This is a genomic window from Streptomyces sp. NPDC006208, from assembly GCF_040613775.1.
GTDB lineage: Bacteria > Actinomycetota > Actinomycetes > Streptomycetales > Streptomycetaceae > Streptomyces.
Map to the genome: position 1 here is coordinate 86,134 of NZ_JBEXSW010000001.1, position 23,735 is coordinate 109,868.

A 23,735-nucleotide genomic window follows, 5' to 3' on the forward strand; every position below is an offset into this window, starting at 1 on the left:
CTGGCCGTACGCCCGGCATGATCCGGCCCGCGTGTCCGGCTCACACGGTCCCGGAAGGGTCCCGGGTGAGCCGGACGTCGTCCCCGCGGGCGTGCAGCGTCACGCCCGCGCCGGTGACCGAGACATCCGTCGGACCGAGACCGGCGGGCAGCTCCGGCACGGCACGCTCCCGGCCCGCGAAGACCTGGGCGACACGCGGGTCGGCCGGGTCGATCTGCCGGCCGGCGAACGACGCGGCGACCGGGACCATCGTGACGGTGCGTCCGGCGAGCCGGAGTTCGGCCGTGACGGACAGCGGCAGACCGAGGACCACGCGGTCCATCCGCACCTGCCGGGAGCCGGCCGCGGACAGCGACGCGTCCGGGCCGAGGCCGGTGACGAGCGATCCGAAGGGCGCGGTGAACCGCGCGTCCGCGCGCGCCGCCGTGTACCCACCCGCCTCCTCCCGGACGTCGCGCAGCTCCACCGCCGCCTGTACCGGCCGTCCTTCGCCGGTGACGGCGTCCGCCCGTACCTCGACCCTGGAGAAGGTCCCCTCGGCCGCGCTCAGCAGAAACGGGAACGCGTCGATCTGCACCTGCGGGGTGCCGACCACCGCGCTCTGTCCGTGCGCGATCCGGTCCGCGAGCCTTGCCTCGGCGCGAGCCGCGGCGACCCGGTCGGCGACGGGCAGCGCGGCGAGCACCGTGCTGAGCCCCAGCACGGTCCACAGCCGCCGCCCGCGCAGGTGCGCGAGTGTGCGGTTCATCGTGAGGGTGCGGTTCATGACGCACCGCCGCTGCTCGCCAGGGCGCTGCCCGCAGCCGCGTCGGGCGCGGGCGGGGCCGGAGCCGGACCGCTCCCGTCGTCCTCGATGTCCAGGTGCGGCAACAGCCGGTCCAGCCATGCGGGCAGCCACCAGTTGGCCCGGCCGAGCAGGACCATCGTGGACGGGACGAGAATGCCGCGGACGACCGTCGCGTCCAGAGCCACGGCCGTGGCAAGGCCGATGCCGAACATCTTCACCACGGGATCGTCGGACAGCAGATAGCTCAGAAAGACGCTGACCATGATCAGCGCGGCGGAGGTGATGATCCGCCCGGTGCCGGCCAGCCCGCTGATCACCGACCGCCGGTTGTCGCCGTCGCGGACATAGGCCGCCCGGACGGCGCTGAGCAGGAACACCTCGTAGTCCGTCGAGAGCCCGAACAGCACGGCGAACATCAGCAGCGGGACGTAGCCGGGTATCGGTACGGGCCCTTCCAGGCCGATCAGGGGCGCACCCCAGCCCCACTGGAAGACCGCGGTGAGCACCCCGTAGGCGGCGGCGACCGACACCAGGTTCATCACCGCGGCCTTCACGGCGACGACGGGGGAGCGGAAGGCCACAAGGAGCAGCAGCCCCGCGACGGCGAGGACGAAACCGACCACCAGCGGCATCCGCCGGGCCAGACGCTCGTTGAGGTCGGCCTGGGCAGCCGTGGGGCCGCCGACATGGGTCACCTGACCGCTGCCGGCGGTGGCATCGGGCAGCGTGTCGTCCCGCAGCCGGTGCACGAGGTCGGCGGTGGCCGGGTCCCCGGGCGCGGTGGCCGGGGTGACCTGCCAGCGCGCGTGGCTGCCGTCGGGACTCAGCTCGACCGGTCCGACCGCGGCCACGCCGGGGGTGACCCGCAGGGCGGCGGAGACCGACGCGATCCGGGTGTCGCCCGGGGTGGCCGCCGGGGAGGGAAGGGTGTCGGTGACCTGGAGCGGTCCGCTTGCACCAGGTCCGAAGGCCGCGGTCAGCCTGTCGTACGCGGTACGGCTCGCCGTCCCCACGGCCCTGTCGCCCGCGTCCAGCTGGCCGAAGGTCAACTGGGCGGCGGGCGCGGCCAGTACGCCGGTCAGCACCAGACCGGCCGCGAGGCAGCGCCACGGCCGTGCGGCGACGTACCCGGCGATGCGGCCCCAGCCGCGGGGGCGGGCAGTGGCGCCGCTGCCCGGACCTGCCGGCCCCCGAGGGGTGGCCTTCGGACTGAGTCTCGGCCCGAGCAACGCCAGCACGGCCGGCAGCAGGGTCAGCGTGGCCGCAACGGCGACCAGTACGGCGATGCCCGGCGCGAGCGCCAGGGCGTGCAGCAACGGCAGCCCGCCCAGAGCGAGACCGGCGAGGGCGGCGACGACCGCGCAGCCCGCGAAGACCACGGCCCTGCCGGAACCGGCCATGGTGCGCGCGGCCGCGTCCACGGTGCCCGCGCCCGCTGCCGACAGCTCACGGAAGCGGGTCAGGCAGAACAGGGTGTAGTCGATGCCCACGCCGAGGCCGATCATCGCCGCGATCGTCGTGCCCGAGGAGGGCATGTCGACGAGGTGCCCCACCAGGCCGATCGCACAGAGGGAGACGGCGAGTCCGAGCGCGCCGGTGAGCAGAGGCACCCCGGCCGCGACGAGAGTGCCGAAGCCCACCGCGAGGATCACGAAGGCGGCCGCGAGCCCGATGACCTCACTGTGGCCGGTGGAGCCCTTGTCCGCGGCTGCCGCGAGATCGCCTCCGGCGGTGACCTCGATGCCGGCCTCGGCGGCCGGAGCGGCCGCGTCGAGGATGCCCTGGGTGATTCCGGGGGTGATGTCGCGCCCGGTGAGGTCGAGTTCGACCGAGATGCTGCCGGTGCGTCCGTCGGAGCTGAGCGCGGTCCCGCCCGCCGGATCGTAGGGCGTGGCGACGGCGACGACATGGTCCAGCTCCGCGACGGCCTGTGCCGCCCGCTCGACCGCCTGCCGCTGTGCGGCCGAGGTGAGGGGTGCCTCGCCGGCGGGCGCGTACAGGACGACAGGCTGCCGGCCGGAGGCCGAGTCGGCGAACGCCTCGCCGGCGTCGCGCGCCGCCTGGCTGTCGCTGCCGGGGATGGTGACGGCCTCGGTGGTGACCTTCCCGAACGCGCCCACCGCGACGGCCAGGGTCGTGAGCAGCAGCAGCCACGCGGCCACGGTGCGCTTGGGTCTGCGGGCGCACCAGCGCCCGACGGACAGGAGCATGAGGAATGCAGCCCTCTCGTACGGAACTCATTGCACTCGGCGTGCAATCGGAACCGTTGCATCGCTAGTGCAACAATGTCAACGGGAAGACCGGGGAGGTACACCGTGGAGAAGCAGCCCGTCCGACGTCCGGCGCACAACGCGCAGGGCCCTGCGGAGCGCGCTCCGGACGGCCGTACCGAGCGCGGGCGGCAGACCCGGCAGAAGATCGCCGACGCCCTGCTGGCTCTGCTCGACGAGGGCGAGTCGCAATTCCCGGCGGACCGGGTCGCCGGGCGGGCAGGTGTCTCCCGGCGCCTGGTGTTCCATCACTTCGCCGACATGGACCAGCTGGTGGACACCGCGATCACAAGGCGGCTGGAGCAGCTGATCGCGCAGATCAAGCCGCTGCCGACCGACGGCCCGCGAACGGCACGGGTGGCGGCGCTCACCGAACAGCGCGCCCGGATCCTGGAGTGGATGACCCCGGCCCGGCTGGCGATCCTGCGTCGGGATCAGCCGTCCGAGCGCGTCGAGGAGGCCACCCGGCAGGTCCAGGACTTCGCCCGTGGCCGACTGGCCGAGGTCTTCGCCCTGGAGCTCGACCGGGTGCCCGATGAGCGCCGGGCGGACCTCCTCAACGGGCTGGACGCGGCCACCACCTGGGGGGCCTGGTACCACTTGCGCAGCGTCGGCCTGGACACCGAGGCGGCCCGCCGCGCGATGGACACCACCGTGCACGCTCTGCTCGCCGCCACCGACCCGCCCGCGCCGGCCTCATGAGCAGTCTCACCGGCTGGTCCCCGGATCTCAGAAGCGCTGACGAGCCGCCTATTCTCGTCAGCATGCTGACCATCACCCAGGCCCTCTACGACCAGATCGTGGCGCACGCCCGCGCAGACCACCCCGACGAGGCCTGCGGCGTGGTCGCAGGACCCGAGGGCAGCGGCCGCCCCGAGCGCTTCATCCCGATGCTGAACGCCGCCCGCTCGCCCACGTTCTACGAGTTCGACTCGGGCGACCTGCTCAAGCTCTACCGGGAGCTGGACGACCGCGACGAAGAGCCGGTGATCATCTACCACTCGCACACCGCGACCCAGGCGTACCCGTCGCGCACCGACGTCAGCTACGCCAACGAGCCCGGCGCGCACTACGTCCTGGTCTCCACCGCCGACACCGACGGCGAGGGCCCCTTCCAGTTCCGCTCGTTCCGCATCCTGGACGGCGAGATCACCGAAGAAGAAGTCAAGGTCGTCGAGGCGTACTGATCCCCGCCGGTGAGGTGGACCCCGCCTCAGCCGGCGGCTCGAGTGATGCGACCGGCCGCATGCGCCCAGGTGCGGCCGGAGCATCGCCCCGGCACTCCGGAAGAAGTACTCACGCCGAGCCGCAGCCCGGCGTCCGGGAGGTCGAAGCCGAGGTCACCGGCCGTCCCGCGGCCCGCAGATCCTCGGTCACCCGCCACCCGCAGCCCGCATCCTGAGCAGAGTGCGTCCGGTATGCGAGATCACATTCCGGAGCACGGACCGGGAATCGATACGATGACCGCATGGTTTTCCACGACGTGAGCGACAAGACGCCGAGCACCGTGCTGCTCGTGGCGCGCCTGCACGTCGATCTGTGCCGCCTCGCCAGCGCGATGTGTACGGCCCACGCCGCGGCCTGACCCGTCCGTCCCCGGCGCACTGCCCGCACCACCCCCTCGCGCGGGGGCCAGAGCCGCGCGCACCGACGCCACCCTTTCCGACAGGAGCCCACGTCATGGCCATCGAGGTCCGCATCCCGACCATCCTCCGCACCTACACCGGCGGCGCCAAGGCCGTCGAGGGCACCGGAGACACCCTTGCCGAGCTGTTCGCCGACCTCGAGTCCCGCCACTCCGGTATCCAGGAGCGCATCGTCGACGGCGGTCAGCTGCGCCGCTTCGTGAACGTCTACCTCAACGACGAGGACGTCCGCTTCCTCGACGGCATCTCCACCAAGCTCGCCGACGGCGACAGCGTCACCATCCTCCCGGCCGTGGCCGGCGGAATGCGCTGATGCGTTACGACTCCCCGCTGGCGGCGGTCGGCAACACCCCGCTGGTCCGGCTCCCGCGACTGTCCCCCTCGGACGACGTCCGGATCTGGGCCAAGCTCGAGGACCGCAACCCGACCGGCTCGATCAAGGACCGCCCTGCGCTCCACATGGTCGAGCAGGCGGAGAAGGACGGCCGGCTGACCCCGGGCTGCACCATCCTCGAGCCCACCAGCGGAAACACGGGCATCTCCCTGGCCATGGCCGCGAAGCTCAAGGGCTACCGCATCGTCTGCGTCATGCCGGAGAACACCTCCCAGGAACGCCGCGACCTGCTCGCCATGTGGGGAGCGGAGATCATCTCCTCCCCGGCGGCCGGCGGCTCCAACACGGCGGTGCGCGTCGCCAAGGAGCTCGCCGGGCAGAACCCGAGCTGGGTGATGCTCTACCAGTACGGCAACCCGGACAATGCGGGCGCCCACTACGCCACCACCGGCCCGGAGATCCTGGCCGACCTGCCCTCCGTCACGCACTTCGTGGCCGGTCTCGGCACCACGGGCACGCTGATGGGCGTCGGCCGCTACCTGCGCGAGCAGAAGCCCGACATCAAGATCGTCGCCGCCGAGCCGCGCTACGACGACCTGGTCTACGGGCTGCGCAACCTGGACGAGGGCTTCGTCCCCGAGCTGTACGACGCCTCGGTGCTGACCACCCGCTTCTCCGTGGGCTCCGCGGACGCGGTCACCCGCACCCGGGAACTTCTCCAGCAGGAGGGCATCTTCGCGGGCGTCTCGACGGGCGCGGCGCTCCACGCGGCGATCGGCGTCGGCAACAAGGCCGTGAAGGCGGGCGAGTCCGCGGACATCGTGTTCGTGGTGGCCGACGGCGGCTGGAAGTACCTGTCGACGGGCGTCTACACGGCTGAGACGACGGAGGCGGCGATCGAGACTCTACAAGGTCAACTCTGGGCCTGACGTCGCCCGGGGCCTGGCTGTGCCAGGGGGCGTTGGTGGTTGTTGCCCGGTGTGGTTTCCCCGGGGCTGCTCTGATGTTTCCCGGGGCTCGTCCTGCCTGGGCCCGGTCCGTGCTGTGACGTTTTCTGGGCGGCCTGTGCCGGGTGCGTTGGTGGCCTGACGTTGCCTGGGGCCTGTCCGTGCCGGGGGCGTTGAGGGTTGTTGTCCGGTGGTGGGTTTCCTCTTGCTGGGCGCGGCGTTGCCCGGGGCTTGTCCTTCCCTGGCCCGGTCTGTGCCGGCGATGCCAGGGGCCCCGCCCCGTGGTGCGCTTTCCCGTGGGCCACACGCCACCTTGTATCTGGACAGCCGCCACGGCAGGCACCGGGCCGCCCCGCACGAGGGGCCCGCCCCGTGGAAACCACCCACCCACAGCAGCCACCAACGGCCCCTGCCCAGATCGCCCCCGGACCGGGCCAACCCGTCAACTGGCCAGGTGACTCACCTGGTCCCAGACCGTCGGATCCATCACTCCCACGCGGCGCCGGAACTCCCCCACCCGCACATCCCGCAGCTCGTCCGTCTCCAGGAAGCCCGGCCGTCCCTCCGCATCGCCCACCGTCCCCGGCGGCAGCGCGATCACACCCGGGCGCTCGTCGTGATACCGGCTGGTGATCTTGGCGACCAGCGCCGTGTGGCCTCGCACCGCGAGCACCAGACACGGCCTGTCCTTCGCCCCCGGCCGGTCCTCGTAGGGCACCTCCGCCCACCAGATCTCACCCGGCTCCGGGCCCGTCTTCGGCCTGCGTGCCCGCTCACCCGGCCGCCCCGGCGGACGTACACGCCCACCGGGCCGGCGAGCACCGCGCCCGCGGCCGTCCATCACGGCGGCGACCAGAGCCAGCACGACCACGGCGGCCACCGCGAGCCACCAGGACGTATCCATACCCAGACGGTACCGTCGCCCACATGCCCCCGCCCTTCCACCAGGCCCGGGGCCCTCCCGGGGAAGCCACCCGCCGCCAGGCGGTCGTGGCCCTGGTAAACCACGTCCAGGGCAAGGGTGAGTTGTCCCACAACGCCGTGCTCCGGAGGAGCGACCAGCCCTTTCGCGCCTTACGCTCGACGCACCGCACGACCTTCCCCAGCCCTCCCCGTCAACGGAGGTTCAAGCTCCATGAAGCTCACCGTCGTCGGCTGCTCGGGGTCGTTCCCGTCCGCGGAATCGGCCTGCTCGAGCTACCTCGTAGAGGCCGACGGCTTCCGGCTGCTCCTCGACATGGGCAACGGAGCCCTGGGCGAGCTGCAGCGCCACTGCGGTCTCTACGACCTCGACGCCATTTTCCTCAGCCATCTCCACGCGGACCACTGCATCGACATGTGCGGGTACTTCGTCGCCCGCTACTACCGCCAGGACGGCGGCCGCTGCGCTCCCCTCCCGGTGTACGGCCCCGAGGGCACCGAACAGCGCCTGACCACTGCATATGCGGACACCCCTTCCGCCTCCTCGATGAGCGAGGTGTTCGACTTCCACACACTGAAGGCCGGCACGTTCGACATCGGCCCGTTCACCGTGCGCACGGAGAAGGTGGCCCACCCCGTCGAGGCGTACGGCATCCGCGTGGAGCACGCCGGCAGGTCGCTGACGTACTCCGGCGACACCGGAGTCTGCGAGGCGCTGCACGAACTCGCCGACGGCACGGACCTGTTCCTGTGCGAGGCCTCCTTCACACACGGCAAGGAGGACATCCCGGACCTCCACCTCAACGGCCGCGAGGCCGGAGCGCACGCCCGCCGGGCGAACGTCGGCCGGCTGGTGCTGACCCACATCCCGCCGTGGACGGACGCCGAGCAGAACCTGGCCGACGCCCGCGTGGTGTACGAAGGCCCGACCGAGGTCGCGACCGCGGGCGCGGTGTACGAGATCTAGCGCTCGCGCTGTCCGGGACAACGGCCGAAGCCCCCGCCTGAAAGAAGGCGGGGGCTTCGGGCTTCATGCGCGCGTGGCAACGGCTACGCCTTCGTGAGGTCCTCGACCTCGTCCTCGGGCTCGCGGCCCGGGGTCGGCAGATTGAACTTGGTGATCGCGAAGCGGAAGAGCACGTAGTAGATCGCCGCGAAGGCCAGGCCGATCGGGATGATCATCCAGGGTTGGGTGGCCTTGTTCCAGCCGAGGCCGAGGTCGATCAGGCCGGCGGAGAACGTGAAGCCCGCATGGACCCCCAGCGCCCAGGTGACGGCCATCGAAACGGCGGTCAGCACGGCGTGGATCGCGTACAGCAGCGGCGCGATGAACATGAAGGAGAACTCGATCGGCTCGGTCACACCGGTGACGAACGAGGTCAGCGCGAGCGAGATCATCATGCCGGTCACGGCCTTGCGGCGATCGGGGCGAGCGGTGTGCGCGATGGCCAGGGCAGCGGCCGGCAGGCCGAACATCATGATCGGGAAGAAGCCCGACATGAACAACCCGGCTTCCGGGTCACCGGCGAAGAAGCGGTTCAGGTCACCGTGGACGACCTCGCCGGCCGCGTTCGTGAAGTCACCTATCTGGAACCAGGCGACGGTGTTCACGAACTGGTGCATGCCGATCGGGATCAGCGCACGGTTGATGGCACCGAACAGGCCGGCGCCCGCCGCGCCCAGTCCGGTCATCCACTCGCCGAAGCTGGAGATGACCTCGCCGATCGGCTCCCAGACCAGACCGAAGAAGACACCCACGACCACCCCGACGAACGCCATGATGATCGGAACGAGCCGGCGGCCGTTGAAGAAGCCGAGCCAGTCCACCAGCTTGGTCCGGTGGAAGCGCTGCCACAGCACCGCGGCGAGCAGACCCACCACGATGCCGCCGAGAACACCCGGGTTGTTGTACGTCGCGGCGACGTCCACACCCTTGTTCCCGCTCGTGTTGACCACGGCCTCGGTGACCGGGAACGCGGTCAGGACGTTCTTGTAGACCAGAAAGCCGACCAGCGCGGCCAGGGCCGTGGAGCCGTCGGACTTCTTGGCGAAGCCGATGGCCACACCGATGCAGAAGAGCAGGGGAAGGTTGGCGAAGACTGCGTCACCGGCGGTGGCGAACACCGAGGCGACCTTGTCCCAGCCGAGGCCGTCGGCACCGAAGACGTCGGGCTGGCCAAGGCGCAGCAGGATGCCCGCGGCGGGCAGGACGGCGATGGGCAGCTGAAGGCTTCGGCCCACCTTCTGCAGGCCCTGGAACAGGCCTGATCCCCACTTCTTTGCGGGCAGGGCCGCGGTAGCCGTACTCATAACTTCCTCCAGTGGACAAGGCGCCGCCAGGGGACAGGGGAAAACGGGGGTGGGCGGCGTCCTTCAAAGGGGAACGCGGTGATTGGTCTGGACCGCGTGGTCTACACCATTCAGAGGTGTAGACCAGTTGTAGCACGTGAGACTTCGATAAGGAACCTGCGAATTCTTCGGGGCCGGCCCGCAGGCGCGGCTCAATTCCGGGCCAATACGGCAGAAGGCCCCGGACCGTGAGGTCCGGGGCCCGAGCGCGCGGCGGGGGCCGGTGCGCCCCGCCGCCGTCACGCCTTTGTCGCGTCCCGTTCCAGCTCCTCCTCGAGCTCCTCGGGCTCCCGCCCCGGCGTCGCGATGTCGAACATCGTGATGAGGAGCCGGAACAGCACGTAGTAGATCACCGCGAAACAGGCGCCGATCGGCAGGATCAGCCAGGGTTTCGTATCCAGATGCCAGTAGAGGATGTAGTCGATCACGCCGGCCGAGAAGCTGAAGCCCGCATGGACGCCCAGCGCCCAGGTGATCATCATCGACGCCCCCGTGAGCAGCGCGTGCAGCCCGTACAGCAGCGGCGCCGCGAACATGAAGGAGAACTCGATCGGCTCGGTCACCCCGGTCACGAACGACGTCAGCGCGACCGAGCCCATCAGCCCGGCCACCCGCTTGCGGTGCTCGGGGCGGGCGCAGTGTGTCATCGCGAGCGCGGCGGCCGGCAGGCCGAACATCATGATCGGGAAGAAGCCCGACATGAACTGGCCCGCCGACGGGTCCTCGGCGAGGAAGCGCGTGAGATCGCCCTGGACGGTCCTGCCGTCCGGCGTGGTGTACTCGCCCGCCTGGAACCAGAAGAAGGTGTTCAGGAACTGGTGCATGCCGATCGGGATCAGCAGCCGGTTGGCGACGCCGAAGATGCCCGCGCCCCAGGCGCCGAGGCCGATCAGCTGCTTGGCGAACCACTCCAGGGCCGCACCGACCGGCTCCCACAGCAGCCCGAACACCACGCCCAGCACGCAGCAGACGAGCGCCATGATGATCGGGACCAGTCGGCGGCCGTTGAAGAAGCCCAGCCAGTCGACGAGCCTGGTGCGGTGGTAGCGCTGCCAGATCGTGGCGGTCAGCAGGCCGATCAGGACGCCGCCGAGTACGCCCGGATTCTGCGGCACCCCCTCCGGGAGCTCCTGGGTCACCGTCCCCTCGACGGGAAACGCCTTCAGGACGTTGTGGTAGACGAGAAATCCGGCGACGGCGGCGAGCGCCGTCGAGCCGTCGGCCTTCTTCGCGAAGCCGATGGCGACGCCGATGCAGAACAGCAGCGGAAGTCCGAGGCTGCCGTCGAGGATGCCGCCACCACCCTTGACGAGGACGTCCGCGGTCTTGTCCCAGAACGGTCCGTGCAGATAGGCGCCGAAGAGATTGCCGAGACTGACCAGCAGGCCGGCCGCCGGGAGGACGGCCACGGGCAGCTGCAGGCTCCGGCCGATCTTCTGAAGACCCTGGAAGAGCCCGTTCCGCCAGCTCCGTTCCGGCGCGGCCGTGCTCTCCGTGCTCATCGGTCTCCTCCCGGAACGGGACTGGTTTGGCAGGAGCTGCAGACTGGTGTAGACCAGTTGCGGTACGGTCCCGAGGCCCGGTCGCGCGACAGGGCACTGGTGATCGTCATCTTTCGGTACGAGATGGTTACGCGCCCGCGAAGATGGGCCAACCGTGCGTTACCGTGACGAAACGGACCTACGTGGGCCGATACAGCGCTCAGCGCTCTTGAACGCAGGGAGAAACACATGGCCAGCAAGGCTGAGAAGATCGTCGCCGGGCTCGGCGGAATCGACAACATCGAAGAGATCGAAGGCTGCATCACCCGCCTCCGCACCGAAGTCCTCGACCCCACCAAGGTCGACGAAGCCGCCCTCAAGGCAGCCGGCGCCCACGGCGTCGTCAAGATGGGCACCGCGATCCAGGTCGTCATCGGCACCGACGCCGACCCCATCGCAGCCGACATCGAAGACATGATGTGACACGCGATGTGAGCTCCCACCGCGCCAAGCACTGAGCTCGACCCGAGGGGCCTTCCACCCGGAACGGCCCCTCACCGATCTGCCGATAGGCTCGGGAGCATGTCTCGTATCGACGGCCGCACCCCCGACCAGCTCCGCCCCGTCACCATCGAACGTGGATGGAGCAAGCACGCAGAGGGCTCCGTCCTCATCTCCTTCGGTGACACCAAGGTCTTCTGCACCGCCTCCTTCACCGAAGGCGTCCCCCGCTGGCGCAAGGGCAGCGGCGAAGGCTGGGTCACCAGCGAATACTCCATGCTGCCGCGCTCCACCAACACCCGGGGCGACCGCGAATCCGTACGCGGCAAGATCGGCGGCCGCACCCACGAGATCAGCCGCCTCATCGGCCGCTCCCTGCGCGCCGTCATCGACTACAAGGCACTCGGCGAGAACACCATCGTCCTCGACTGCGACGTCCTCCAGGCCGACGGCGGCACCCGCACCGCCGCCATCACGGGCGCCTACGTCGCCCTCGCCGACGCCATCACCTGGGCCCAGGGCAAGAAACTCGTCAAGGCCGGCCGCAAGCCCCTCACCGGCACCGTCGCCGCCGTCAGCGTCGGGATCGTCGACGGCACCCCCCTCCTCGACCTCTGCTACGAGGAGGACGTACGCGCCGAGACCGACATGAACGTCGTCTGCACCGGCGACGGCCGCTTCGTCGAGGTACAGGGCACCGCCGAGGCCGAGCCCTTCGACCGCAAGGAGCTCAACGCCCTCCTCGATCTCGCCACCGGAGGCTGCGCCGACCTCGCCGCCCTCCAGCGCGACGCACTCGGCGCCACCGGGCAGACCGGGTAAGGCCGGGTAAAGAGGCAACCAAGAACGCCCTGACGGGCGTCGATAGAGTCACGGGCGCACGGGCAAAGCCGTGCGCCCGTCCGTAACAGGGGAGGACCGTTCCATGTCTGCGCGCCGTCGCATAGCCCTCACGCTCGCCACCGCCGTACTCGTCGTGCCCGCAGCCGCAGGCTGCGGCGCCCTCGACAAGGCACTCGACTGCGTGGCCACCGCGGACGCGATCGCCACCAGCGTCAGCAAGCTCCAGGACGCCGTTTCCACCGCCACGGACGACCCCACCAAGGCCCAGGAAGCCCTCGACGACATCGACAAGGAACTCGACAGCCTCGGCGACAAGACCGACAACGCCGACCTCAGCAAGGCCGTCGACGACCTGAACAAGGGCGTCGACAACGTCCGCAAGTCCATCGAAAACGGCGACAGCACCCCCGACATCTCGCCGATCACCGACGCCGCCACCGAGATCGGCAAGGTCTGCACCCCGTAACACCCGTAGATACTGGGCACATGACGCGCCTGATCCTCGCCACCCGCAACGCCGGGAAGATCACAGAACTCAAGGCCATCCTCGCCGACGCAGGTCTCACCCATGACCTCGTCGGCGCGGACGCCTACCCCGACATCGCCGACGTCAAGGAAACCGGCGTCACCTTCGCCGAGAACGCACTCCTCAAGGCCCACGCCCTCGCCCGCGCCACTGGCCTGCCCGCCGTCGCCGACGACTCGGGCCTCTGTGTCGACGTCCTCGGCGGCGCACCCGGCATCTTCTCCGCCCGCTGGGCAGGCAGCCACGGCAACGACCGGGCCAACCTGGAACTGCTGCTCGCCCAGCTCTCGGACATCGCCGAGATCCACCGGGGCGCCCACTTCGCCTGCGCGGCGGCCCTGGCGCTCCCCGACGGCACGGAACGCGTGGTCGAGGGCCGCCTTCAGGGCACCCTGCGCCACGCTCCCGCGGGCACGGGCGGCTTCGGCTACGACCCGATCCTCCAGCCGGAGGGCGAGACGCGCACGTGCGCGGAACTGACGCCGGCGGAGAAGAACACGATCAGCCACCGGGGGAAGGCGTTCCGGGCGCTGGCGCCGGTGGTGCGGGAACTGCTGGGTTGAGCCTCGGTACGCCGATGGGCGCGGCACCGACCGGCGCCGCGCCCGTAGCACGTGGGCCCGGTGGGACTCGAACCCACGACACACCGGACCTAAACCGGCGCCCTCTTGGCCAGCTGGGGTACGGACCCGCGGGTGCCTACTGTACTGGGCATGCTCAGGCGACTGTGCGCCGAGTTCGGTTCGAGAACGTTCTCGTCCGGCTGTGACACGACGGGCAGAGGTGGCGCAGATTCTCGCGGCGATTGTCGAGCCGATCGCCGTTGATGTGATCGATCTCGAGTACGAGTCTTCTTCCCTGCCGGACGTCGCCGGTGCCGCACCCGTCCGCGGTATGTGTCCGTCACGGCATGGCAGTTGGGACACAGCAGCCGAAGATTCTCCGGTCGGTTGTCCCACCAGTTGCCGTTGCGGTGATCCACTTCGAGACGTAACGGCTTCCCGTTCCAGGCGGGGCCGTTTCCGCACATCGCGCAGGTCTCTGCCCGCCCCATACGCAGCAGTTCACGCCACAGCCGCCTGCCGGGGGTCCTGCCGTCCTCGGGGGTGCGCAGTACCAGAACATCGCCGTGCGAGTGCCGCGGGCGGCTTCGTTGCGCAGCGGCGAAGTGCGAGGTGTCGAGGTCAAGGGAGGAGATGCGCCGGCCGATGTGTGCTTGATTGCCGCCCACCGGGCTGATCCCGAGGCGGCGTACGACGTCCGTGATGCTTGCCGACTCGGCGACGGCCGCGCGCAGTCGCTCCTCGGTGTGGCGCACCCGCGGGGCTCGGAAGTGTGACGTGTCTGTGTCGAGTTCCGCCATCCGTCGGCGCAGGTAACGCCTGCTGCCCGCCGTCGGCGTACTGCCGCAATGGCGAACGGCCTCGTCCCGGTCCGTGGCGCAGCGGGCCGCTTCGGCGAGCAGCTCGCGGGTGTACTTCACCGGCATTCGTCCCTCCGTCCCCGGCCGCGCGTTCGCAGCCTCGTACGGAGTAACGAACCGATAGTCGGACAGTCGCGTCCGAAAAACGGAGCAACCCGCCCCACTTCCGTGAGGCGGGCCGCAGCGGGGCAGGGGTTCAGATCCCCAGGTCCTTGATGATCTTGGCGACATGGCCGGTCGCCTTCACGTTGTACAGCGCGCGCTCGACCTTGCCCTCCTCGTCCACCACCACCGTCGAGCGGATCACGCCCGTCACCGTCTTGCCGTACAGCTTCTTCTCGCCGAACGCGCCGTACGCCGTCAGCACTTCCTTCGACGGGTCGCCGACCAGCGTGACCTTCAGGCTCTCCTTCTCGCGGAACTTCGCCAGCTTCTCCGGCTTGTCGGGGGACACTCCGATCACGTCGTAGCCCGCGCCCGCCAGCAGCTCCAGGTTGTCCGTGAAGTCGCAGGCCTGCTTCGTGCAGCCGGGAGTCAGCGCCGCCGGGTAGAAGTAGACGATCACCTTGCGGCCCTTGTGGGACGCGAGCGAGACCTCGTTGCCGTCCGCGTCGGGCAATGTGAAGTCGGGGGCGGTGTCGCCGGGCTGGAGTCGCTCGCTCATGGTTCTCCTCGGGGGCGTGGGAGGCGTGCGGATGTACGCCGTCGAGCGTAATAGGGGTGCCGTGGGGTGCGGGCGCGGCCGAGCTGACAGACTGTCGAGGAAGGACTACCGGAATCGACCACGGAGGCAGCGCGGTGTCGGATGCCAGGACCCCTGCGCAGATCGAGGCGGACATCGTCCGCAGGCGCGAGATGCTTGCCGAGATGCTTGACGAGATCGGCGTGCGGATGCACCCGAAGACGGTCATCGGTGATGCCAAGGCCAGGATCGCCTCGAGCGTGGACCAGACGGCCGGGCGCGCGTTCGTCGCGGTGAACCGGACGATGTCGGATGTGAAGGCCCAGTTCGTGCGCGACGACGGCGCGCCGCGGCTGGAGCGGTTGGTGCCGGTCGCGCTGGTGGCGGTCGGTCTGGTGGGGCTGCTGGCGATGTCGGCGCGACGACGCGGCTGACGACCCTGGGGCGTACGGATTGCCGTGGGACAGGTAGGTTGCCCGCGTGAGCGCGAAAAGCCATGAACACAGCACGCAGCACGACAAGCTGCCCATCCGGATGCTGCACGACCGTGTGCTCGTGCGGACCGACATCCCGGAGGGTGAGCGGCGTTCCAGCGGCGGCATCGTCATTCCGGCCACGGCTGCGGTCGGGCGGCGGCTGGCGTGGGCCGGGGTGGTCGCGGTCGGGCAGAACGTACGGACGGTGGAGCCGGGGGACCGGGTGCTGTACGACCCCGAGGACCGGGCCGAGGTCGAGGTGCGCGGCGTTGCGTACGTGCTGATGCGCGAGCGTGATCTGCATGCGGTGGCCGCGGACCGTTTCCAGGGGTCGGAGGACTCCACGGGGCTGTACCTGTAGGTGTCCGCGGGCGCGATCCGCAGCCGCGCAGTCGTACGCAGCAGGGGCCGGTGACCGGGGTCACCGGCCCTTTCGTCATCCCTTTGCTAGGTTGGGGGGCCCCGACGAGACGCGCCGTACCGGGCAGGCAAAGACGACGCATCCCTGGTGGTTCTGCGTCTCGGAGGTGCTGTCATGGCCTGGGTTCTGCTTGTTGTCGCCGGTCTGCTCGAGGTCGGCTGGTCGATCGGTATGAAGTTCACCGACGGGTTCACCAGGCTCTGGCCGAGTGTGTTCACCGGTCTCGGCATCGTGGCCAGCATGGTGCTGCTGTCGCATGCGGCGAAGTCCCTGCCGATCGGTACGGCGTACGGCGTGTGGGTGGGTATCGGCGCGGCGGGTGCGGCGGTGGTCGGCATGGTCGTGCTGAACGAGCCCGTCACGGCCGCCCGGATCTTCTTCGTGTGTCTGCTGCTGGTTGCCGTGGTGGGGCTGAAGGCGACGTCGGGTCACTGAGGTCCGCCGGGGGTGGGGCCGGGGGCGGGCGGGGCCGTGGGGGTGAGGGTTTCGACGGGTGCGCCCGGGCTGAAGCCGGGTAGCCCCGGTGCGCCGCTGGTGCCGTCCGCGGGTGTGCCGGGCGGAGGCTGCGGGGCCTGCGGGCTCCCGGGGGCGCCGGACCCGATGGCGCTGCCGGGACCGCCGGCGGTGGGCCTGCCGGGGTAACCAGGAACGCTGGGGTATCCGGTACCGCTGGGGAGACCGGGAGCGCTGGGGTGACCGGGGCCGCCGGTGGTGGGGCCGGGGGTGGTGCCGCCCTGAGGTCCGCCGTTCGTCGCGCCCTGGGTCGGGCTCGGTGAGTTCCGGGCCCCGGACGGGTGCGGCGGTCCCGCCTGCATCAGCGGCGGCCCGGTGTTCTCCGCGCCGGCAGCGAGCTTCAGCTCGAAGTCCCGGACCGCTGTCTTCTTCAGTGCCGCGGCCATGAACTGCCCCCAGATCTGCGCGGGTGCGTCCCCGCCGCCAAGACGCCGCAGGCCGAGTGCCCCGTACAGCGGTGTCTGCACGCCGGTGTCCGGGTCCTGGCCCATCACGGCGACCACGGTGGCGAGGTCGGGTGTGTAGCCGGCGAACCAGGCGGCCTTGTCCTCCTCCGCGGTGCCGGTCTTGCCCGCCGCCGGGCGGCCTGCCGACCGGGCGGCCTTGCCGGATCCGCCGGCGACGACGCTGCGGAGCATGGCGGTGGTGGTGTCGGCGGCCTCGCGTGAGACGGCGCGCCGGCTGCTCCGCCGCGGCAGCGCGATGTCGGTGCCGTTCCTGGAGATCTTCTCGACGAGTGTGTACGTGCCGAACCGGCCGTGGTTGGCGAGGGTCGCGTAGGCCACGGTCATGTCGAGCACGCTCGCGGTGGCGGTGCCGAGTGCGATGGAGGGGGCGGGGGTGAGGTCGGGCGTGTTGCGGGGGATGCCGAGGCCGATCGCGGTCCGTTCGACGAGGAGGGGGCCGACGTCCACAGCCATCTGGGCGTACACCGCGTTGACGGACGAGTTGGTGGCGGAGCTGACGGTGATGGGGCCGTACGAGGAGTTGTCCGAGTTCCCGGGGGCGTACCGCTCGCCGCTCCAGCCCTGGACGGGGCGCATGTTGCGGCCGTCGTAGACGGTGCGGGGGGTGATGGGCCGGCCGTCCTGGGTCGTGGCGCGGTGCTCGACGGCCGCGGTGAAGACGAACGGTTTGAAGGTGGAGCCGACCTGGTAGTCGCGGCGGGTGGCGTTGTTGACGTACTGCTTGGTGTAGTCGATGCCGCCGTACATGGCGACGACCTTGCCGGTGGCCGGGTCGATGGAGGCGCCCCCGACGCGGACGTTGCGGTCGATCGCGCGACGGCGGCGGTCGAGTTTCGAGGTGACATGGTCCTTGACCGCTCGGGCGAACGCGTCCTGTTTGCGGGGCTCGAGTGTGGTGGTGATCCGGTAGCCGCCGGAGGCCAGGGTCTTCTCGTCGATGATCTTGTTGTGGGTGAGGTAGTGCTCGACGGCCTGCACGATGTAGCCGCGCTGGCCGGCGAGGCCGGTGGAGGGCCTGGCCCTGTGCGGCATCGCGAAGGTCAGCCGGTCGCGTGCGGCGGGGGAGAGCCACTTCTCCTTGACCATGCCGTCGAGGACGTAGTTCCAGCGGGCGAGCGCGGCGCGCCGGTTCTCGGGGCGGGTGGCGATGTCGTACGCGCTGGGTGCGTTGAGCAGTGAGGCGAGGTAGGCGCCCTGCGCGGTGTCGAGGTCGTCGACGTCCCGTCCGTAGTAGGCCTGGGCGGCGGCCTGGATGCCGTAGGCGTTGCGTCCGAAGTAGCTGGTGTTGAGGTAGCCCTCGAGGATGTCGTAGGTGCTCTGCTCGCGGCTGAGTTTCAGTGCGATGAAGAACTCCTTGGCCTTTCGGGTGAGGGTCTGTTCCTGGCCGAGGTAGTAGTTCTTGACGTACTGCTGGGTGATGGTGGAGCCGGACTGCCTGCCTTTGCCGCGCAGGGTGTTCCAGGCGGCACGGACCATGGCCTGGGGGTCGACCGCCTGTTTGGAGTGGAAGTCCCGGTCCTCGGCGGCCAGTACGGCCTGTTGCACGTGCCGGGGGATCCGGGCGAGGGGGACGTTCTCGCGGTTGACGTCGCCGTCGCGGGCGATCTGGGTGCCGTCCTTGTAGAGGTAGACGTTGGACTGAGCGGTGGCGGCGGCGTTGGCGGGCGGGATGTCGACGAGGAGGTAGCCGGCGGCGAATCCGCCCATGAGCATGAGTGCGACGAGCAGGAATGCTCCGAGGACCATGCGCCAGGTGGGGATGACACGGCGCCATCCGGTGCGTGGGCGGCGTGGTTTGCCGGGCTTGCTGTCGGCGCTCCCCGCTGCCAGGAGCGCCGGGGCGTGTCCTGTGGGGAGGGGCGGTGCGGGCTCTGTGGGAAGGGCGGGCGCGGACTCCGGCGGGGAAGCTGAGGCAGCCTCAGCAGGGAGGGCCGGTGCGGGCTCTGTGGGGAGGACCGGGGCCGGCTCTGTGGGGAGGGCAGGCGCGGACTCCGGCGGGGAAGCTGAGGCAACCTCAGCAGGGAGGGCCGGTGCGGGCTCTGTGGGAAGGGCCGGGGCCGGCTCCGTGGGGAGAACTGGGGCGGGCGGGCCGGGCTCCGTCTCGTCTCTGGGGGGCCAGCCCTGCTGCTGCGGCTCGTCGCTCATATCCCTCATAGTGCACTTTTCACACCGATATCCCCTGGATCCTCACCCGTTCCGGCCGGAAATGCGCTCGCGGCGCTCCTGGCTGGTCCGTTAGGGTCATGCGCTTCGGTGCCCGGACGGATCGCGTGGGTGAGGGGGCTGTGGTGCGGCTGTACGCGGTCGTCGCGGCGGGTGGGTTCCGGCGCTATGCGACGTACCGGGTGGCCACGGCGGCGGGCGTGTTCACCAACACCGTGTTCGGCCTCATCGTGGCGTACACCTATATCGCCTTGTGGGACGAGCGTCCCCGGCTGGGCGGTTACGACCTGCCCGAGGCACTGACGTATGTGTGGCTCGGCCAGGCGCTGCTGATGACCTGCGCCATGATGGGCGGCGGTTTCGAGGACGAATTGATCGAGCGCATCCGTACGGGTGACATCGCCATCGATCTCTACCGTCCTGCGGATCTTCAACTGTGGTGGCTGGCGGGCGACCTGGGGCGCGCGGCGTTCCATCTGCTGGGACGCGGCATCGTGCCGATGGTGCTCGGCAGCCTCGCCTTCGATCTGGTGTTTCCCGCCTCGCCGCTGACCTGGCTGGCCTTTTTCGTGTCGGTCGCGCTCGGCGTCGTCGTGAGCTTCGCGGTGCGCTTCCTGGTGGCCCTGTCGGCGTTCTGGCTGATGGACGGGGCCGGGGTGATGCAGATCTGCTGGCTGGCGACACTGTTCTTCTCCGGGATGCTGCTGCCGCTGAACCTGTTCCCTGGTGTGCTGGGGGAGGTGGCGCGTGCGCTGCCCTGGTCGTCGCTGCTGCAGGTGCCCGCGGATGTCTTCCTGGGCAAGCACACCGGGTGGTCTCTGGTGCAGGCGTACGCGTTCCAGGCCGGCTGGGCGGTGGCGCTGCTGGCGGCCGGCCGCACGCTGCAGCGGGTGGCAACGCGCCGGGTGGTGGTCCAGGGTGGGTGAGGCCGTCAGGGCGTACGGGCTGATCGCGGCGATGTGGATCCGGTCCACGATGACGTACCGGGTGTCGTTCGTGATGACCACGCTGGGGAACTTCGCGGCCACCGGCTTCGACTTCGTGACGATCCTGCTGATGTTCTCGCACGTGGACGCGCTCGGCGGCTACTCGCTGCCCGAGATCGCCTTCCTGTACGGGACGACGAGTACCGCCTTCGGCCTGGCCGACCTGGTCATGGGCTCGATGGACCGGCTGGGGCGGCGGGTGCGCGACGGCACGCTCGACACCCTGCTGGTACGGCCGGTGCCGGTGCTCGCCCAGGTCGCGGCCGACCGTTTCGCGCTGCGCCGGCTCGGGCGGATCAGCCAGGGGCTGCTGGTGCTGGGGTACGGGCTGGCGAACCTGGACGTCGGGTGGACGGCGGCGAAGGTGGCGATGGTGCCGTTGATGCTGCTCAGCGGCGGGGCGATCTTCGCGTCGGTGTTCGTGGCGGGCGGGGCGTTCCAGTTCTGGGCGCAGGACGCCTCCGAGGTGCAGAACTCCTTCACGTACGGCGGGAACACACTGCTGCAGTACCCGCCGTCGATCTTCGCGAAGGACCTGGTGCGCGGGGTGACGTTCGTCGTGCCGCTGGCCTTCGTCAACTGGGTGCCGTCGCTGTACGTGCTGGGCCGCGAGGACCCTCTGGGTCTGCCGGACTGGCTGGCGTTCCTGCCGCCGCTGGTCGCCGCGGTGTGCTGCGGGCTCGCGGCGCAGGCCTGGCGGCTGGGCCTTCGTTCGTATCGCAGCACCGGAAGCTGAGGGCCGAGGAGCAGGGGGCTGGACATGGATTTCATCGAGCTCGACGGGGTCGAGAAGGTCTTCGAGGTGCGGCGCAGGGTGGCGGGGAGCCGGATACGCCGTCAGAAGCACCAGGTGCGGGCGGTGGACGGCATAAGTTTCGCGGTGCCGCGCGGCGAGATGGTCGGCTACATCGGTCCGAACGGTGCCGGGAAGTCCACCACCATCAAGATGCTGACGGGGATTCTCACCCCGAGCGGCGGCCGGCTCCGGGTGGCGGGCATCGATCCGTCCCGGGAGCGCACCCGGCTCGCGCAGCGCATCGGTGTGGTGTTCGGGCAGCGTACGACGCTGTGGTGGGACCTGCCGCTGCGTGATTCGTACCGGCTGATGCACCGGATGTACCGGATCCCGGACCAGGTCTTCCGCGAGAACCTGGACCGGTGCGTCGAACTGCTGGACCTGGGTGAGCTGTTGCAGGTGCCGGTGCGTCAGCTGTCGCTGGGCCAGCGGATGCGCGGCGACATCGCGGCGGCGCTGCTGCACGACCCCGAGGTGCTGTACCTCGACGAGCCGACGATCGGGCTCGATGTGATCTCCAAGGCGAAGGTCCGCACCTTTCTGCGTGATCTGAACGCCGAGCAGGGCACGACCGTCCTGCTGACGACGCACGATCTGACCGACATAGAGCAGCTGTGCAAGCGGGTGATGGTCATCGACCACGGCCGGCTGATGTACGACGGGGCGCTGGCCGGGCTGCACGAGGTCGGCGAGAGCGAGCGCACGCTGGTGGTGGACCTGGAGCGCGAGCTGGCGCCGGTCGAGGTGGACGGGGCGCGGACGGTGAAGGTGGAGGGGCCGCGGCAGTGGCTGGCGTTCCCGGCCTCACGGTCGGCGGCGCCGCTGGTGGCGGAGCTCGCGGAACGCTATCCGCTGGTCGATCTGTCGGTGCGGGAGCCGGACATCGAGGCGGTGATCGCGAAGCTTTACGCGGAGCGTCCGGGGCTGTGAGCGACGGTGTCACCGTCGGCGGCGACGTCCCTGTCCCCGTCCCTGTCCCCGTCCCGATCAAGGATGTCGATCAGGGCTTCGAGAATCGCTCCCGTTGACTAGGCTGGCGGCATGACGAGCGATCTCCCCGAGATGCGTGCCTCCGACTCCGAGCGGGAGCGGGTTGCCGAGCGGCTGCGTGAAGCCGTGGCCGAGGGACGACTCGACATGGACGAGTTCGAGCAGCGCCTGGACGCGGCGTACAGGGCGCGTACGCACGGCGAGTTGGCGCCGCTGGTGCGGGACCTGCCGGTGAGCGGTTCCGCGGCGGCGTCCGTGGCCGCCCCGGCGACGGGCGACTGGGCAGGGCGGGTCGGTGGTCCCGCCACCTCCAAGGGCGCGTTCGCCTTCTGGGGCGGGTTCGGGCGCAGGGGCGGGTGGACGGTGGGCCGCCGGTTCACCGCGTTCACGATGATGGGCGGCGGAGAACTGGATCTGCGCGAGGCTCGTTTCGAGGACCGCGAGACCGTGATCACCTGCATCGCGGTCATGGGCGGTGTGCAGATCGTCGTACCGCCGGACCTGAACGTCGAGGTCAGGGGCATCGGCCTGATGGGCGGCTTCGATGAGCACGGCAGCAGCGTGGAGTCGGCGCCGGACCCGGCCGCCCCGCGGGTGATCATCAACGGTGTGGCGTTGATGGGCGGGGTGGGTGTGGAGCGCAAGCGCACCCGGGCCGAGAAGCAGCGGCTGAAGGCGGAGCGGGCCGAGCGGCTCGAGCGCGAGAACCGGGACCGGCTGGACAAGGGCGACGGCGGGGAGCGCAAGGAGCTCGGCTGAGACGCAGCCGGACGGCAGGCCCCCGCGGCCCGGTGACCGCGAGCGCTCCTGCTCTGTCCGTGGCTGCGCCTCAGAGCCGCGTAGGGCCCGGATCCGCGTACGGCCCGGATCCGCGTAGGGCCCGGAAGCGCGCACGCCTCAGATCCGTGTCCGACCCGGATCCGTGGCCGGTTCACTGCTGCGTACGGCTCACAGCTGCGCCGGGTCCACCGCCGCGCCCATCCGGGCGAATCCGGCGTCGCTCGGGTGGAGATGGTCCCCGTAGTCGTACGCCGGGCTCAGCCGGTGCGGCGCGTACGGATCGCGCAGCGCCCGGTCGAAGTCGACGACCGCGTCGAAGATGCCGCCCGAGCGGATGACGTTGTTGACCCTGGTGCGTTCGGCCTCCACGGCCGGGGTGCACATCGGGTAGCCGCCGCAGGGCGTCAGCGTCGCCCCGACGACACGCAGGCCGCGGGCGTGGGCACGGCGGGTCAGCTCGGCGAGTCCGTCGGTGAGGGCGTCCGTGGAGAGCGGGTAGGAGGGCCGCAGCAGGTCGTTGATACCGATCGCGACGATCACGGTCCGGGCGCCGGACCGGGCGAGCACATCGCGGTCGAAGCGGTCGATGACGCTGGGCCCGCGCCCTTCGGCGAGCAGCCGGTTGCCGCTGATGCCCTGGTTGAGCACGGAGTAGCGGCCGCCGAGCCGGTCGGCGAGTACGTCCGGCCAGCGCAGATTCGCGTCCCGGGTGGAGCTGACCCCGTCGGTGATCGAGTCGCCGACGGCGATGATCGCCCCGCGGGCTTCCGAGGTCAGTACGTCGACGGCCGTGAGGTGGTGCCAGGAGGTGGTGACCCCCGTGTAGTCGTCGCCGCTCTCGTCGAGCGTGTGGTCGCCCGCCGCGAGGTAGGAGGTCTGGCGCGCCTGCGGGTGGCTGGTGACCGTACCGCCGGTGCCGGGAGTGTGGACGGAGATCAGCAGATCGCCGTCGTACGGGATCCGGAGCACCACCGGGTCGCTGACGAGCTGGTCACCGGCCCCGACGGTGGCAGCGGGCGCGCCCTGGAAAGTGACGCGGCGCAGGGTCCCCGGCATTGCCTCGGCCCCGCCGTCCGCACGCACGGCGAGGGACACCGAGCCGATCTTCAGCGGCTGCGTCCCGGTGAGGTTGGAGAGGGTGATCCGCGCGGCGGTGCCGCCGACGGTGGTGTGCACCACATTGCGTACGGAGCGGCCCGCCCTGCCGCTCGGGGAGCCCGGCGCGGTCGTGGCGGGGGCGGCCAGGACGGGGCTGGCGGACCAGGTGCCGATCCACACGGATGCGGCTGAGGGGGGCGGTGTACGCAGGGCAGGCCTGCCCTTGGCCGTACCGACGCTCAGATAGATGCCGGCGCAGATGAGGACCACGACGGCCATGAGGGCGGCGAGGCTCGCATACCCGTGGCGCTTCTTCATGAGCACATCATCCGATA

Annotated in this window: 25 protein-coding genes, 1 tRNA gene, 2 pseudogenes and 1 riboswitch; of the genes and pseudogenes, 17 read left to right on the forward strand and 11 right to left on the reverse strand. The window is 70.4% G+C overall.

Annotation, left to right across the window (positions count from 1 at the left end):
- Nucleotides 1–40 precede the first annotated feature (40 nt).
- Entirely contained in the window at nucleotides 41–766 is a 726-nt protein-coding gene (locus ABZ208_RS00405; protein ID WP_356907346.1) for a DUF2993 domain-containing protein, read from the reverse strand.
- Complete coding sequence (locus ABZ208_RS00410; protein WP_356907347.1) at nucleotides 763–2,997, reverse strand: MMPL family transporter; 2,235 nt, start codon at nucleotides 2,995–2,997, stop codon at nucleotides 763–765. Before ABZ208_RS00410 ends, ABZ208_RS00405 begins: the two co-directional genes overlap by 4 nt.
- 105 nt (nucleotides 2,998–3,102) lie before the next feature.
- Here ABZ208_RS00410 and ABZ208_RS00415 point away from each other — a divergent pair, with 105 nt between their 5' ends.
- The 5 genes from ABZ208_RS00415 to ABZ208_RS00435 all read left to right on the forward strand — a co-directional run bounded on the left by ABZ208_RS00415 (nucleotide 3,103) and on the right by ABZ208_RS00435 (nucleotide 5,966).
- Complete coding sequence (locus tag ABZ208_RS00415) at nucleotides 3,103–3,759, forward strand: TetR/AcrR family transcriptional regulator (protein ID WP_356907348.1); 657 nt, start codon at nucleotides 3,103–3,105, stop codon at nucleotides 3,757–3,759.
- 62 nt (nucleotides 3,760–3,821) lie between these two features.
- The gene (locus ABZ208_RS00420; protein ID WP_356907349.1) at nucleotides 3,822–4,244 is read left to right on the forward strand and encodes a M67 family metallopeptidase; all 423 of its coding nucleotides are present in this window, start codon (nucleotides 3,822–3,824) and stop codon (nucleotides 4,242–4,244) included.
- A 281-nt stretch (nucleotides 4,245–4,525) separates the two neighbouring features.
- A complete protein-coding gene (locus tag ABZ208_RS00425) occupies nucleotides 4,526–4,642 on the forward strand; it encodes a putative leader peptide (RefSeq protein WP_328400148.1) in 117 nt (38 codons plus the stop codon).
- A 95-nt stretch (nucleotides 4,643–4,737) separates the two neighbouring features.
- Entirely contained in the window at nucleotides 4,738–5,016 is a 279-nt protein-coding gene (locus ABZ208_RS00430; protein WP_356907350.1) for a MoaD/ThiS family protein, read from the forward strand.
- On the forward strand, nucleotides 5,016–5,966 hold the full coding sequence (locus tag ABZ208_RS00435; protein ID WP_328400152.1) for a cysteine synthase: 951 nt from the start codon (nucleotides 5,016–5,018) through the stop codon (nucleotides 5,964–5,966). Before ABZ208_RS00430 ends, ABZ208_RS00435 begins: the two co-directional genes overlap by 1 nt.
- Before the next feature lie 460 nt (nucleotides 5,967–6,426).
- Here ABZ208_RS00435 and ABZ208_RS00440 read toward each other — a convergent pair whose 3' ends face one another.
- A complete protein-coding gene (locus ABZ208_RS00440) occupies nucleotides 6,427–6,888 on the reverse strand; it encodes a type II toxin-antitoxin system PemK/MazF family toxin (RefSeq protein ID WP_356907351.1) in 462 nt (153 codons plus the stop codon).
- Between the two features lie 231 nt (nucleotides 6,889–7,119).
- Between ABZ208_RS00440 and ABZ208_RS00445 the strand changes: the two genes are divergently transcribed.
- On the forward strand, nucleotides 7,120–7,872 hold the full coding sequence (locus tag ABZ208_RS00445) for an MBL fold metallo-hydrolase (protein ID WP_356907352.1): 753 nt from the start codon (nucleotides 7,120–7,122) through the stop codon (nucleotides 7,870–7,872).
- A gap of 83 nt (nucleotides 7,873–7,955) precedes the next feature.
- Here the strand turns inward: ABZ208_RS00445 and ABZ208_RS00450 are convergent, their stop codons facing one another.
- Both ABZ208_RS00450 and ABZ208_RS00455 read right to left on the reverse strand, forming a co-directional pair.
- Nucleotides 7,956–9,215: a PTS transporter subunit EIIC gene (locus ABZ208_RS00450; protein WP_356907353.1), complete on the reverse strand. Its 1,260-nt coding sequence runs from the start codon at nucleotides 9,213–9,215 to the stop codon at nucleotides 7,956–7,958.
- A gap of 278 nt (nucleotides 9,216–9,493) precedes the next feature.
- Nucleotides 9,494–10,756, reverse strand: coding sequence for a PTS transporter subunit EIIC (locus tag ABZ208_RS00455; RefSeq protein WP_356907354.1), 1,263 nt, complete (start codon nucleotides 10,754–10,756; stop codon nucleotides 9,494–9,496).
- 228 nt (nucleotides 10,757–10,984) lie between these two features.
- Here ABZ208_RS00455 and ABZ208_RS00460 point away from each other — a divergent pair, with 228 nt between their 5' ends.
- The 4 genes from ABZ208_RS00460 (at nucleotide 10,985) to rdgB (ending at nucleotide 13,168) form a co-directional block, all read left to right on the forward strand.
- Nucleotides 10,985–11,218 carry a PTS glucose/sucrose transporter subunit IIB gene (locus ABZ208_RS00460; RefSeq protein WP_328400159.1) on the forward strand — a complete coding sequence of 78 codons (234 nt, stop codon included), beginning with the start codon at nucleotides 10,985–10,987 and terminating at the stop codon, nucleotides 11,216–11,218.
- Between the two features lie 99 nt (nucleotides 11,219–11,317).
- A complete protein-coding gene (gene rph / locus ABZ208_RS00465; protein WP_356907355.1) occupies nucleotides 11,318–12,058 on the forward strand; it encodes a ribonuclease PH in 741 nt (246 codons plus the stop codon).
- A 103-nt stretch (nucleotides 12,059–12,161) separates the two neighbouring features.
- Nucleotides 12,162–12,545: a hypothetical protein gene (locus tag ABZ208_RS00470; protein ID WP_328400163.1), complete on the forward strand. Its 384-nt coding sequence runs from the start codon at nucleotides 12,162–12,164 to the stop codon at nucleotides 12,543–12,545.
- Nucleotides 12,546–12,565: 20 nt separating this feature from the next.
- Nucleotides 12,566–13,168, forward strand: coding sequence for an RdgB/HAM1 family non-canonical purine NTP pyrophosphatase (rdgB, locus tag ABZ208_RS00475; RefSeq protein WP_356907356.1), 603 nt, complete (start codon nucleotides 12,566–12,568; stop codon nucleotides 13,166–13,168).
- Nucleotides 13,169–13,220: 52 nt separating this feature from the next.
- Here rdgB and ABZ208_RS00480 read toward each other — a convergent pair.
- From ABZ208_RS00480 to bcp, 4 genes and pseudogenes are all read right to left on the reverse strand, one after another.
- Nucleotides 13,221–13,296, reverse strand: a tRNA-Leu gene (locus tag ABZ208_RS00480).
- A gap of 26 nt (nucleotides 13,297–13,322) precedes the next feature.
- Nucleotides 13,323–13,445, reverse strand: a pseudogene (locus ABZ208_RS00485) (HNH endonuclease); the annotation flags it as partial.
- A gap of 121 nt (nucleotides 13,446–13,566) precedes the next feature.
- A pseudogene (locus ABZ208_RS00490) lies at nucleotides 13,567–14,259 on the reverse strand (hypothetical protein); the annotation flags it as partial.
- Nucleotides 14,225–14,692 (reverse strand): thioredoxin-dependent thiol peroxidase, encoded by a 468-nt coding sequence (bcp, locus tag ABZ208_RS00495; RefSeq protein WP_356907357.1) that lies wholly within the window; start codon nucleotides 14,690–14,692, stop codon nucleotides 14,225–14,227. The pseudogene ABZ208_RS00490 and the gene bcp, both read right to left, overlap by 35 nt.
- Before the next feature lie 134 nt (nucleotides 14,693–14,826).
- Between bcp and ABZ208_RS00500 the strand changes: the two genes are divergently transcribed.
- The 3 genes from ABZ208_RS00500 (at nucleotide 14,827) to ABZ208_RS00510 (ending at nucleotide 16,042) form a co-directional block, all read left to right on the forward strand.
- Entirely contained in the window at nucleotides 14,827–15,144 is a 318-nt protein-coding gene (locus tag ABZ208_RS00500; RefSeq protein ID WP_328400171.1) for a DUF3618 domain-containing protein, read from the forward strand.
- A gap of 46 nt (nucleotides 15,145–15,190) precedes the next feature.
- The gene (locus ABZ208_RS00505) at nucleotides 15,191–15,547 is read left to right on the forward strand and encodes a co-chaperone GroES (RefSeq protein ID WP_328400173.1); all 357 of its coding nucleotides are present in this window, start codon (nucleotides 15,191–15,193) and stop codon (nucleotides 15,545–15,547) included.
- Between the two features lie 74 nt (nucleotides 15,548–15,621).
- Nucleotides 15,622–15,690: riboswitch (guanidine-III (ykkC-III) riboswitch) on the forward strand.
- A 31-nt stretch (nucleotides 15,691–15,721) separates the two neighbouring features.
- Nucleotides 15,722–16,042 carry a multidrug efflux SMR transporter gene (locus ABZ208_RS00510; RefSeq protein WP_356907358.1) on the forward strand — a complete coding sequence of 107 codons (321 nt, stop codon included), beginning with the start codon at nucleotides 15,722–15,724 and terminating at the stop codon, nucleotides 16,040–16,042.
- On the opposite strand, the gene ABZ208_RS00515 is transcribed toward ABZ208_RS00510, so the two are convergent.
- Nucleotides 16,036–18,732, reverse strand: coding sequence for a transglycosylase domain-containing protein (locus tag ABZ208_RS00515; RefSeq protein WP_356907359.1), 2,697 nt, complete (start codon nucleotides 18,730–18,732; stop codon nucleotides 16,036–16,038). The two genes, ABZ208_RS00510 and ABZ208_RS00515, sit on opposite strands and share 7 nt — an antisense overlap.
- A 143-nt stretch (nucleotides 18,733–18,875) precedes the next feature.
- On the opposite strand from ABZ208_RS00515, the gene ABZ208_RS00520 reads away from it, so the two are divergent.
- The 4 genes from ABZ208_RS00520 to ABZ208_RS00535 all read left to right on the forward strand — a co-directional run bounded on the left by ABZ208_RS00520 (nucleotide 18,876) and on the right by ABZ208_RS00535 (nucleotide 22,281).
- Entirely contained in the window at nucleotides 18,876–19,676 is an 801-nt protein-coding gene (locus ABZ208_RS00520) for an ABC-2 family transporter protein (protein WP_356907503.1), read from the forward strand.
- Nucleotides 19,669–20,472 (forward strand): ABC transporter permease, encoded by an 804-nt coding sequence (locus tag ABZ208_RS00525; protein ID WP_356907360.1) that lies wholly within the window; start codon nucleotides 19,669–19,671, stop codon nucleotides 20,470–20,472. Before ABZ208_RS00520 ends, ABZ208_RS00525 begins: the two co-directional genes overlap by 8 nt.
- Before the next feature lie 24 nt (nucleotides 20,473–20,496).
- A complete protein-coding gene (locus tag ABZ208_RS00530; protein WP_328400183.1) occupies nucleotides 20,497–21,462 on the forward strand; it encodes an ATP-binding cassette domain-containing protein in 966 nt (321 codons plus the stop codon).
- A gap of 111 nt (nucleotides 21,463–21,573) precedes the next feature.
- Complete coding sequence (locus ABZ208_RS00535) at nucleotides 21,574–22,281, forward strand: DUF1707 domain-containing protein (protein WP_356907361.1); 708 nt, start codon at nucleotides 21,574–21,576, stop codon at nucleotides 22,279–22,281.
- Between the two features lie 189 nt (nucleotides 22,282–22,470).
- On the opposite strand, the gene ABZ208_RS00540 is transcribed toward ABZ208_RS00535, so the two are convergent.
- Nucleotides 22,471–23,718 (reverse strand): SGNH/GDSL hydrolase family protein, encoded by a 1,248-nt coding sequence (locus ABZ208_RS00540; protein ID WP_356907362.1) that lies wholly within the window; start codon nucleotides 23,716–23,718, stop codon nucleotides 22,471–22,473.
- Nucleotides 23,719–23,735 lie beyond the last annotated feature (17 nt).